The following is an 11,775-nucleotide window of genomic DNA, read 5'->3' on the forward strand; positions in this document are numbered from 1 at the left end:
ACTGGACACCTTGCTAAGCGACATATTGCTGTTCAAAGTTGACTGGGCTTAAATACCCAAGAGCACTGTGCCTTCTTGTCCGATTATAATCAACCTCTATGTACTCAAAGATCGTTTGACGCATCTCGCTTCTTGTCATGATTGGCCATATTGAATGGCTTCAACTTTCATTGAATGGAAGAAGCTCTCGACACAAGCATTGTCCCAACAATTTCCTTTCCTACTCATACTTTGCTTTAGATTATAAGCGGCTATCTGATCTCTATAATCTTTAGAGCAGTACTGGCTACCACGGTCACTATGGATGATAACTTGTTCTGGGAAGCCCCGTCGGAACAACGCCATTGATAGAGCATCACTGACTAGTTTTGCAGTCATGCGAGTATCCATAGACCAGCCAATCACTTGTCTTGAGTAAAGGTCGATAATTACCGCCAAATACAGCCAGCCTTCACTCGTCGCTAGATAGGTGATATCACCAGCCCACTTCTGATTTGGGGCTGAAGCATCAAAGTTCTGAGCAAGCAGATTCGGGGCTACAGGCATTTCATGCTTACTGTCTGTCGTGCATTTGAATTTTCGGGCAGCTTTCGGCGTTAAATTCTGCCGCTTCATACTGGCTGCAATGGTTTTTACGTCGTGCTCATCACCGTTATCAGCCAGTTCCTTTTGAATTCGTCTGGAGCCGTCTCGTGCCTTGCTGCTATCAAAAGCTTTCTTGACCTTACAATCAAGCTGTTGACGAAATGTCTCACGATTCGTTGTCTTGTGGCGGTGCTTAATCCAGTAATAAAACCCACTTCGTGAAACATCGAACACTTTAACCATACTGGTTATACGGAAGTTTAATAAGTGTTCGAGCATAAATTCATAGTAATCTATTTTAGATGCTTCGCGAAATAGGTGGCGGCCTTTTTTACGATTTCTAGCTCCTCTGCTTGCTCAGCAAGTAACCTTTCTTTTGAGCTTAGCGTTTTCAGCAGCCAGTTCTTTTTCTCGATTACTGGTGTTGGTATCTTTCTTCGAAGCCTTTCGCCATGCATAGATTTGAGATTCATGCAGCGATAACTGTTTTGCAGTGGCAGCCACACCAATCTTTTCAGCTAATTTAAGGGTTTCAGCTTTAAATTCAGGAGTGTGTTTGATTCTTGTATTCTTGGTTGTCATTGTTCACCTCGTTAGTGATTGTACTCACTTAACTCGGTGTCCAAAACTGCTGGTGCGGATCACCGCGAGCTGAAACATATTTGCACTCAATGCCAAATTTAATAAATAGATGCATAGCCGCTAATAGAGCCGTATCTCCACAACAGCCTGTAGGGAATTTAGTTAAGCATGCTCTAAAAGCTGTACCACTTGGGAACAAACTTTTAGGAGTACTTTCTAGCGCATTTCGTAAGAATAGCAACTCACTAAAAATATCTGAATTCTGTATACGCCGCTTGTGCTTTTTGATAACAATCACGCGCGTCTTCTAGTGGCCCAGATACCGCCGGCGGACGACCATTAGAAGCAAGGCTTTGTTTATTCCAAGTGTGAGGGTTAAATTCGTTGCGGTAGGCTTGGTAAAAAGTGTCGTAATCGTTGTAGCCATACTGCTCACATTGAGCCATGAAATCTTCCGCCGTCATCGATTTATTGCCTTTTTGATTGGCGGATAAATCAATTTTGCCTTTGATATAAATGACTTTTTTCTCATTGCTAGGATCAGCATTGATGTTGGCATCTTGGCTACCGTATAAAGCCTCAATCAACTGCTTACGATTCGTGACTGTGTAGATACGGTCGGCCGTGGCACCAGCGCCACCAGTCACACTTTCCTCGGCACTCGCCCAACCATTTGCCCCCATTGAACCTACCGATTTTTTGTGTTCCACCGGCTGAGGAATGCTGCTAAAAGCCATTGCTGAAGTGGCCGTGAGTGAAGCCATGATAGCCATAGCTAAAGGTAACCGTTTCATACGTTCTCATCTCCATATTGTTATTATTACTTCATGTATTGATTCATGCGCCTGTTTGTTTTTTGCACACAAATAGTAATAAAACAGTATTTTGATTTTTAAAGTACGATATTTTATTTATGTGATTTATATTGCCTTTCTTTGAGCAAAGTTATTGAAATATGAGACAAAGAAAAGGCCAATTGAATTGGCCTTTTCAAATTTATAACTTTGAAACCAGAGAAGTTGAAGATAAATCGTTAATACTTTTTGCTCCGGTTAGCGTCATCGCTACTTTCATTTCTTTTTCATATAAATCTAATAAATTTTCAACACCTAATTGGCCTTGAGCTGCCAACGCGTAAACAAATGAGCGACCTAAAAGAGTACAATCCGCACCTAGAGCTAACATTCTCACTACATCTAAACCCGAACGTATTCCGGAATCGACTAAAATTTTTATATCCCCCTTTACAGCATCAGCAATATCAGGCAAAGCTCTCGCTGTCGAGAGCACACCATCCAATTGCCTTCCACCATGATTAGACACCACTATTCCATCGGCACCAAAGCGAACCGCATCTTTCGCATCTTCCGTATCTAAAATCCCTTTAATAATCATAGGACCTTCCCAAAAATCTCGGATCCATTCTAGATCTTTCCATGAAATGGAAGGATCAAAGTTAGCACCCAACCAACCAATATAATCTTCCAATTTGGTTGGTGTACCTCGGTAAGCTGAAATATTGCCCAAATCATGAGGCTTCCCATTCAAACCTACATCCCATGCCCACTTAGGATGAGTGACAGATTGCATCACTCTGCGAATTGCGGCATTCGGCCCGCTCATACCAGAATGCATATCTCGGTAGCGCGCCCCTGGGACTGGCATATCTACCGTAAAAACAAGAGTAGTGACTCCTGCTGCTTTAGCTCGCTCCAATACATTTCTCATAAAGTCACGATCTTTTAAAACATAAAGTTGAAACCACATCGGCCGTTTAATCGCCGGTGCCACCTCTTCAATAGGACAAACGGAAACTGTCGATAAAGTAAAAGGGATACCTTTATTACTTGCTGCTTTTGCAGCTTGAACTTCACCACGCCGTGCATACATTCCAGTGAGTCCGACGGGAGCAAGTGCGATTGGCATATTTAAAGCTTCACCAAACAGTTGTGTTTTCAAATCCAACTCAGACATGTTATTCAAAACACGTTGGCGCAAAGCAATATCAGATAAATCATCACTATTACGCCTTAAAGTATGTTCTGAGTATGAACCACCATCAATATAGTGAAATAAAAATGGTGGTAGCTTTGATTTAGCCGCAGCACGGTAGTCAGTCGAAGATGAAATAATCATGGATATATTCCTAATATTAGATAATACATTTTATTTACTGAGTTCAGTCCTAATCGTCTTAACCCATTAATACATCGGTCATACCAAAGCCATAGGCAAGAAGAAGACCAATCAATCCTGTAGCAACAAGGTAATAAAGTGTTGGAATGATCGTTTTACGTAGCGTTGCCCCTTCACGACCTAATAACCCAACCGTAGCTGAAGCTGCGACAACATTATGTATAGCGACCATATTTCCAGCCGCCGCCCCTACAGCTTGTAGAGCAATAACCAAAATACTAGAAATATTTAATGCATGTGCCACTTCAAATTGAAACTGACTAAACATCATATTTGAAATGGTATTTGAGCCCGCAATAAAAGCCCCCAATGCGCCAATTGTCGGGCTAATTGCAGGAAAAAAGTCGCCAACTAAACTTGCAGCAAAATTGGCAGTCATCACAGGCATACTGTCCAAGCCGGACATATTGACGCCGGAGTTAATAAAAATCCTCACCATCGGGATAGTAAAAATAAGGACAAATCCGGCTCCAATCAAAGTCTTCGTTGACTCCCCAAAAGCCTGAGCTAAAGGCTTCGCATTCCGCGCTTGAATCAATACGGCTACTAGAGCTGCGAATACAAGTACCCCGCCAGGTAAATAAAGAGGTTCTATCGAAGCGCTAATTCCTTGCTCACCAAGAATATTATTAAAACTCAAGCTAACGCTTAGCAACCAACCTTTAAAATCTGCATTAACACGGCTTAGCACTAAAACGATACCTAGCAATACATATGGAAGCCAGGCTATAGCCAAGCTCATAGGTTTGCCTTTAATATCGTCTAGTTCCATTTTTAATGAACCTAACCACTCTGCAGGCCATTCTTTTTCTGGGCAAAAATCCCAAGATTTTTCAGGTACTAAAAAGCCTTTTTTGGCTGCAGTCACTACAATCAACAAGCCAAACAAACCACCGGCTAATGATGGGAATTCTGGCCCTAAAAATATCCCGGTAAATGCATAGGGAATGGTAAATGCTACCCCTGCTAGTAGTGAAAATGGGAGAATATCCAATCCTTCCTTCCAACTACGATTTTTTCCAAAGTAGCGAGTTAACATAATAGCCATTAATATTGGCATTAAGACACCAACACAAGCATGAATAATGGCGACCGTAGAAGTGATGTGTTGTAAATATTCCCCCCAATTAGAACCTTGGGAGATTAGAACACCATCAATTTTATGAGTATCAAGTCCCTTATTAATACCCACCAAAATAGGGGTTCCAACCGCACCAAATGATACCGGTGTTGACTGAATCATCATGCCAATAAGAACAGCAGCTAAAGCAGGAAAACCAATAGCAACTAATAATGGAGCAACAATCGCAGCAGGAGTACCAAATCCAGAGGCACCTTCTATAAATGAACCGAAACACCACGCAATGATAATCGCCTGTACACGCCGGTCTGGGGAAATATTGGTAAATCCATTACGAATAACCGTGATCGCCCCTGTATACTTCAGTGTATTTAGTAACAAAATGGCACCAAAAACGATCCATAGCACCGTAACGGTAATACCTAAACCTTGTAGTATTGAAGCAATAACTCGATTGGTTGTCATATCCCAAAAAGTCAGCGCAATCATCACCGTTAATATAAATGAAACAGGCATCGCTTTTTTAGCTGGCCAATTTAGTCCAACAAGTAAAATGGCTGCCACTACGATAGGTGAAAAGGCAGCCAATGCTAATTGAGTTACACTCATGGAATCCATCCTTGTCCTTAAGCCCTGCATCCTTATTAGGATTTAACCTGCAATATGTGAAACAGATTAAATGCTTGAGCGGTGTTTGTCAAACTAGTTGTCGCGATCACTACGTTATGCACTCTCAGCCTTGACACTATTTTGTTCAGGGTTTAAGTACACTTCTTTTGGTAAATCCCAATTACGGATATTACCGCTCCAGCGCTCAGGGTGAGCATCTTTAGCACCTTGATAAACTTCTTTTCTATTAGCCAATATGTCACCCGCTAATCCTGAATGCCTTTGATGTGGGCTGACGTATTTGATGCCACTATGTTTGTGGTTAAAATTATACCAGTGGCTAAATTTCAACACCCAACTACGCGCCTCATCAATTGTTGAAAACCCTTTATACGGATAGTCAGGGCGATATTTACACGTTTTAAATATCGACTCAGCATAAGCATTATCATTGCTCACCCTAGGACGATTAAAAGACGACACGACACCTAAACTATAAAGTGTTTCAAGCATTGATGAGCCTTTCATTGGGCTTCCATTATCCGAATGCAGTACCAGAGGATTATCTTTAACTCCTTCTTTTAAATGAGCTTTCTTAATTAATATTGATGCATTTTCTGCTGATTCGTCATCATGAATTTCCCATCCAACAATCTTTCGACTAAATATATCGAGTATCAAATATAAATAAAAATGCAGCCCTTTAGCGGGGCCTGGTAACCAAGTAATATCCCAACACCACACTTGGTTTGGCCCTGTAGCACAGTGTGTCGTCGGTACTTTTCTCTCTTTTATCTGACTACGTCCGCGAGCGTTTTGCTGTTTTTCTTCATGAAGAACACGATAATATGTTGATTCAGAAGCAAGATAAATACCCTCATCTGCTAATGTAGGGACGATTTGGCTTGGTGGTAAGCTCTTAAAATCATCGCTATTAACGATGGCTAATATGTTATCTCTCTCTGCTTTTGATAGCTTATTTTTTGGCTCAGGGCGCTGAGATATTGGTCTACCATCTGTTTTTATGTTCCCGTCAACAGTCCAACGTTGATACGTCCGGACACTGATCCCAAGTTCACGGCAAGCTTTAAACTTTGGCGCACCAGAACTCACAGCTTCATTAACTAGTTTAACTGCTTGAATGCGAGCTGAGTCGAGGATCATTCGTCCTCGGCTTCCCCCCAGATCGCATTTGCTTTTTTTCTTAACACCAATAGTGCTGCGGTTTCAGCGAGTGCCTTATCTTTTCGACGTAGCTCCTTTTCTAATTGATTGATCTGTTTTTTATCTTTCTTTGTTTCGGTGGAGAAGGCTTTTTCTTGCTCTTTAACGTTAGCGTTTGCATCTATACACGCATTTCGCCAAGCCGATACTTGTTCCACATAAAGACCTTTGCCTCGGCAATATTCCGCTAACTCAGCTTGATTTAAAGAGGCTGTTTCCAACACGACTGAGAATTTATTTGCTGATGACCACTGCTCAGCATTCTTTCCATCACCTGGCACTAAATGCCCCTTATCAATTGCTTGTTTTCGCCAATTATACAAGGTTGATTCACCAATCCCCATCTCGATTGATAATTGGGCTATTGCTATATTATTTGGAGGCATCATCTTCTGAAGAGCCGACTCTTTGCTTTGCGCTGAATAATGTTTCATTGTTACTCCACGCCCTCTGTTTAATGGTTGAATATTAAGCGCGACAACTAGTCTGACAGAGAGGGTGAGCCACATTATTGAATTGAAGTGATTGTTATGATTTTGTTTTTATCTGGTTAATATATGTCTTTATTTTTAATGTACATAGATAGATAATGAAATTCATTATTTCCAAAAACGACATAATATAATGCGAGTAGATGACTTAATTTTATTCTCTCAAGTTGTTGAGTTAGGGAACTTCAATAAAGTCGCTGAGAAAAATAATCTTACAAATTCAGCAGTTAGCAAAAGAATTGCCCGATTAGAGGATGATTTGGGAGTTCAATTGCTATACAGAACAACTCGAAAACTCACGCTGAGTGAAGCTGGTAAAGTCTTGCTAACAAAAGCAAAAAGTGTGAGGTATGCCGCGCAAGAAGCAGAAGATGCTGTGGCAGGGTTCGGTGAAAACATCAGTGGTCACATTCGAATGTCGGTTCCGGCTATCTCTGGAGATCTACTATTAGCCGACGCTGTTGCTGAATTTTGTAATAAATATTCTGGTTTAACTGTCGACATGTCTCTGGATAATCGTTTCGTCAATTTAATAGATGAGGGTTTCGACTTAGTTATTCGTACTGGATACTTAGAAGACTCAAGTCTTATCGCTAGACATATTCTTGATTCCCAATGGATTGTATGCGCATCACCCTCTTACATCATTAGAAATACAAAACCTCTCACACCACAAGACCTTGTTAACCATAATTGCCTTCAATATAGTTATCAAACAACAGGGGCGACCGATTGGGAATTTAAAGGAAATGATGGCAACTATATTGTAAAAGTATCGGGAACCTTCACGACTGACAACGCAATGGCATTAAGAAAAGCATCACTTGGTGGCCATGGGATTGCTTATGTACCCAAGTGCTTGGTTTATCACGATTTACGTAATGGAGAATTAATCGATATCTTCCCGGAACAAGTTGGTAAAAAGCTTGGTGTTTATGCTGTATATCCTTTTACTCGGCAACCGCCTCATAAAGTTCGATTATTAATAGAGCATATTCGTAATCGTTACCTTGCAATATCTCATTATTTTGAATAACAAAAAAGGCTCACTACCTAAGCAGTGAGCCTTCAATTTTAAGCGTTTATAGGGTCAGATAAGTGCTGATGTTTAAGCCTAAAGGTGGATTACATCATGCCGCCCATTTATAAAAAACCGAATAAATTCAGATGTTAAAAAACAAAAAACTATTTAACACCCTAAATAACACCCTAAAAAAATAATTAGGGCTCACAAACCATCAACTTAGCTTGCCTTGCCAGCTCTCTTGATTCAATTCTTTGTATCCGCGCCATGAACCCACGGGGCGATATTGTTAGTGTTTGAAGTTCCAAGGCAGGAGTGCATCGATATCAGGTTCCGCTTTCGCTAACTCCTGCATGCACTTGACCATGTAGTCGTAAACGATAAGGCCGTTGGCTTTCGCTGTCTCGACGATACTGTAAAGCATCGCGCTCGCTTCAGCTCCATTGGGATTGGTCGAGAAGAGCCAGTTCTTTCTCCCAATAACCAGCGGTTTTATTGCGCGTTCAGCTCGGTTGTTGTCTATCGATAAGTGACCGTCATCGATATAGCGGGTGAGCTTCGGCCACTGACCGAGCGTGTATTTTATTGCTTTACCCAGCGGGCTAGACTCAAGCACTTTCTGAGTTGTCATCCATTCATAAAGCTCATCCAGTATCGGCTTAGCATGCTCTTGGCGCTCTGCTTTCCGTTTTTCGGCACTGGCACCTTTTAAGCGTGATTCTATTCCATAAAGCTTCTGGATTTTGGCCAACGCTTTATCCGCTTTACCTGACTTGCCTTTGCCTTGAAGCTTTTTCGCCTCCATGAACTTGCGCCGAGCATGCGCGAAGCAACCGACATTGGTGACGAGATGAAGCCCATCATAAACACCATAGCCATCGGTTTGCAGATACCCATCATAGTCGCCCAAGAAGGCAACGGGGCACGCCCTCGCGCGACTGTTTTGATAGTCGTACAAGACGATATTTTTCACATTGGGGAGTGCGGCATCTGGCGAGTCTGCGCCCGAGCAGTAGAGCCACATGTAACACTGTTTATCTTCTTTGAGGACATTGAGCGGCGTTTCATCCGCCTGAATCACCACTTGCTCAAGTAGGTGCGCTTTCAAGGCCGCGTAAAGCGGGGCGAACTTCTCACTGACTTGGATAATCCACCTTGCCATCGTGGTTCGTGAGAGTTCGATACCCGACTGGGTAAACAACGACTCTTGTCGATAAAGTGGCATCGCGTATTGGTATTTGCCGAGGATGATATTGGCCAACAAGCTTTCTGTGGCGAAGCTCTTCGGGATAATGCTTTGCGGCGCTGGCTTTTGAACAATGCGGCTGTTGTCCTGAGTTTGCTCGCATTGGCGGCAAGCATATTTAGGACGAACATATTCCAACACTTTGAGTACCGCTGGCGTGAACTCAAGCTTTTCACTGCGGTCTTCACCGATTTTATGCAGACTATGTTGGCAGCAAGCGCACTGCTTTTCATCGTCGTCTAAATCGAGTTCGATAACCTCACGAGGCAAGCTCTTTGGCAGTGGTCTGCGTTTACCGCGTTTCTTCGTTGTGATGGTCGTTGTGACAACGTCAACCTCTTCTTCTTTAGCAGCTTCACACTCCGCTTCGTTGAAGAGGTCACCTTGGGATTCATTGTAAGGCTTTAACGCCTCCGAGCGTTTAGCGAACTGACGGTCGAAGGCAAGTTTGAGCGGTTCAAGCAGCGATTGGCGCTCTTGTTTCAATTGGATTTCTGACGCCAACAGCGCTTTCACCATCGCTTGTAGCTCGGCAACATCTTGGCTTTCTGGGTTGATATTTGGCATCTTTTTCATGGCATTTATTATACTAAAATCATGCCGTTAACGCTTGGTGGATAAGACTATATTATCGATTAAGTCATTGTAAAATCTTCTATTTTAACGGGTTTATGGCCGATAATCGTGAAGCCTGAAAGCAGCCTATCAAGCTCGAAATGAGTCAGGGTAAACACGTCATTTTTCTCTTTGGAAGGCCATTTATATTTGGCTTTTTCAAGGCGCTTGTACCAAAGAGCAAAGCCTGTTTTATCCCAGTACAACACTTTGACTTTATCGCGCTGTTTGTTGGTGAACAGGAATAGTGCACCGCTGCCCAAGGGCAAGTCGATGTCATTTTCGATAATCGCAGCGAGGCCGTTGATGGACTTTCTAAAATCGACGCTTTCGCGATAGAGATAGATTTCGGGAGCACTGAGCATACGTTTCATGACAGCGCACCGATAAGTTCTGCAAGATAGGTCGCTGGCGTGCCTTGTGGGATGCTCAGTTCAACATCATTGACGAGCAGGGTCATATTGGCAACGGCAAGGTGAGTGGCTTGATACTTTGTGGTCTTTTCAACGACTTCTGCTTTAACAAAGCCAACCGTGTTCGGTTTTTCGATGTGCTTTAACTGTTGGCGCTTAGCATAAAAAGTGGAAAGGCTGAGGCCGTTACGTTCACAGAATAATCGTTGTGATAGTTGGCTGGATTCATAGCGTTCGAACAGGGTTCGCCATTCTTGGTTAGTGCGTCGTTTGGCCATTTCAAATCTCCTTTGCTGCTTTGGGTTGGAGGTTTGATCTTATTATTCGGGCTAGACGATTAGAATGCGGGGTTTATGATGCGCTTACTGAATTCTCATTCATAATAATCCTTTATATAATGATGTCTTGTTATGGCTGAAAGAAAAAAGAAACGCATTGCTATTCTCTATTGAAGTTTTTAAATATTTTTTACTCGACTTAATATGCTGTCATAACAACGCGTATATCCGTATAAACTTCCCATGCGATTTAGAGAATCCCGACGTGGTGAATACGTCTCAAGTAATTCAAACTTGCTGTGAAATGGAGATTCTGATGCAACGATAAAATCTTCATCAACTTCAGAAAACTGATGTGCTGTTAAATCAATAATCAAGTCATTTACGACAACCCAATAGTGAATTGAGCTTTCAAATTGGTTGCGTGTATACACAACATCTTTTATACCTTCTGATTCAAGATAAAGCGCTAGCATCTGACTTGTTGCTTCACATGAACCATAAGGAAAATCACTAAGCTCGGTTTCAATAAAGTCCGCCTCGGTGAGTTCCAAAATAAGTGCTTCTCTAAATACTTTCACTAACTCGGCTATCAAACCATTCTCCTTTTTACCAATACGACAAGTTTCTGTTTTTATATTTATCACCAACGAAGCAAGTGAATCTCAAGCCCACCTGCAACTTTTGTCTCGATAGTAGTTGGTCGTCGATTAAAATACACAAGCAATTCAAACTCATGCCCAAATTTATGGTCTTTGCCGAATGGTCCATATATCGCTTTAAAATCATGCTTTAATGGAGTTTCGATAACGTAGACTTTGCTATGTTTTCCATACCCATTTTTTAACGCATGGTAGACCGCGATATATGGTGATAACGTGGTTGAAACAGGGTGTGTCCATGCATCATTTTGATTATCAGAACACACCCCACGAAACAAAAGTTGACCTTTTGGCAATAAAACCCCTTTTTCCCGAATTTCCTTTTTCAACTCAGAGTACCGATGAAAATCAAATTTTTTGTATTCTCTCTGATAGCTGTTAAACACTGGAGTATAAATATTGCGCTGTCTAATATCTTGCCAATTATCTAAAACTAAGGATGATTCAAGGGTACTTTCAAGCTCAATCTGAGTTCTCGGCTTACGATAGTTGTTGGGAGCTATTTCGTAACATACATTTTCAGCGAATATTTCTAGGACACTATCTAGTCGGCCATCCCAGCCTATACAAGAAAAATCAAACCTACCAATACTCATTATTTACCTCAGTGATACAGCACTTGCGTCTTGTAGTGTAGTGACATAGTGAACTTAGCAATCGAATTAAGTATCTGTTTTTACTATACTTGCCTACAAATTGAATTACTAAATGTAAGTCAATTTGTATTTCTATCCATTGAGTCAGCAATCGATTAAAAAACAAAATGGGG

10 protein-coding genes and 1 pseudogene are annotated in these 11,775 nt (G+C 41.7%); 1 reads left to right on the forward strand and 10 read right to left on the reverse strand.

The genetic code is table 11. The features are described 5' to 3' along the window. Positions 1–13: 13 nt before the first annotated feature. From VCASEI_RS18995 to VCASEI_RS19015, 5 genes and pseudogenes are all read right to left on the reverse strand, one after another. Positions 14–1,167: pseudogene (locus tag VCASEI_RS18995) on the reverse strand (IS3 family transposase). A 245-nt stretch (positions 1,168–1,412) separates the two neighbouring features. Beyond that, the gene (locus VCASEI_RS19000) at positions 1,413–1,961 is read right to left on the reverse strand and encodes a hypothetical protein (protein WP_110957874.1); all 549 of its coding nucleotides are present in this window, start codon (positions 1,959–1,961) and stop codon (positions 1,413–1,415) included. A 202-nt stretch (positions 1,962–2,163) separates the two neighbouring features. Beyond that, positions 2,164–3,303 carry an FMN-dependent L-lactate dehydrogenase LldD gene (gene lldD, locus VCASEI_RS19005; RefSeq protein WP_110957875.1) on the reverse strand — a complete coding sequence of 380 codons (1,140 nt, stop codon included), beginning with the start codon at positions 3,301–3,303 and terminating at the stop codon, positions 2,164–2,166. A 58-nt stretch (positions 3,304–3,361) separates the two neighbouring features. Further along, complete coding sequence (locus VCASEI_RS19010; RefSeq protein ID WP_110957876.1) at positions 3,362–5,053, reverse strand: L-lactate permease; 1,692 nt, start codon at positions 5,051–5,053, stop codon at positions 3,362–3,364. A gap of 114 nt (positions 5,054–5,167) precedes the next feature. After that, positions 5,168–6,711 (reverse strand): IS3 family transposase gene (locus VCASEI_RS19015; protein ID WP_110957763.1). Its coding sequence is split into 2 segments (ribosomal slippage): positions 5,168–6,246 and positions 6,246–6,711, totalling 1,545 coding nucleotides; the frame shifts between segments, so codons are not numbered across the junction. Between the two features lie 190 nt (positions 6,712–6,901). Here VCASEI_RS19015 and VCASEI_RS19020 point away from each other — a divergent pair. After that, entirely contained in the window at positions 6,902–7,804 is a 903-nt protein-coding gene (locus tag VCASEI_RS19020) for a LysR family transcriptional regulator (protein WP_105902543.1), read from the forward strand. A gap of 277 nt (positions 7,805–8,081) precedes the next feature. Here VCASEI_RS19020 and tnpC read toward each other — a convergent pair whose 3' ends face one another. The 5 genes from tnpC to VCASEI_RS19045 all read right to left on the reverse strand — a co-directional run bounded on the left by tnpC (position 8,082) and on the right by VCASEI_RS19045 (position 11,602). Next, complete coding sequence (gene tnpC / locus VCASEI_RS19025; protein WP_110957877.1) at positions 8,082–9,614, reverse strand: IS66 family transposase; 1,533 nt, start codon at positions 9,612–9,614, stop codon at positions 8,082–8,084. A 59-nt stretch (positions 9,615–9,673) separates the two neighbouring features. After that, the gene (tnpB, locus tag VCASEI_RS19030; protein WP_110957878.1) at positions 9,674–10,027 is read right to left on the reverse strand and encodes an IS66 family insertion sequence element accessory protein TnpB; all 354 of its coding nucleotides are present in this window, start codon (positions 10,025–10,027) and stop codon (positions 9,674–9,676) included. Then, positions 10,024–10,344 carry an IS66 family insertion sequence element accessory protein TnpA gene (tnpA, locus tag VCASEI_RS19035; protein ID WP_004394070.1) on the reverse strand — a complete coding sequence of 107 codons (321 nt, stop codon included), beginning with the start codon at positions 10,342–10,344 and terminating at the stop codon, positions 10,024–10,026. The genes tnpB and tnpA overlap by 4 nt, the downstream gene beginning before the upstream one ends. 179 nt (positions 10,345–10,523) lie before the next feature. Then, positions 10,524–10,940 carry a hypothetical protein gene (locus VCASEI_RS19040; RefSeq protein ID WP_110957879.1) on the reverse strand — a complete coding sequence of 139 codons (417 nt, stop codon included), beginning with the start codon at positions 10,938–10,940 and terminating at the stop codon, positions 10,524–10,526. Between the two features lie 47 nt (positions 10,941–10,987). Continuing rightward, positions 10,988–11,602 (reverse strand): hypothetical protein, encoded by a 615-nt coding sequence (locus tag VCASEI_RS19045; RefSeq protein WP_110957880.1) that lies wholly within the window; start codon positions 11,600–11,602, stop codon positions 10,988–10,990. Between the last annotated feature and the right edge of the window lie 173 nt (positions 11,603–11,775).

The sequence above is a fragment of the Vibrio casei genome, from assembly GCF_002218025.2.
GTDB lineage: Bacteria > Pseudomonadota > Gammaproteobacteria > Enterobacterales > Vibrionaceae > Vibrio > Vibrio casei.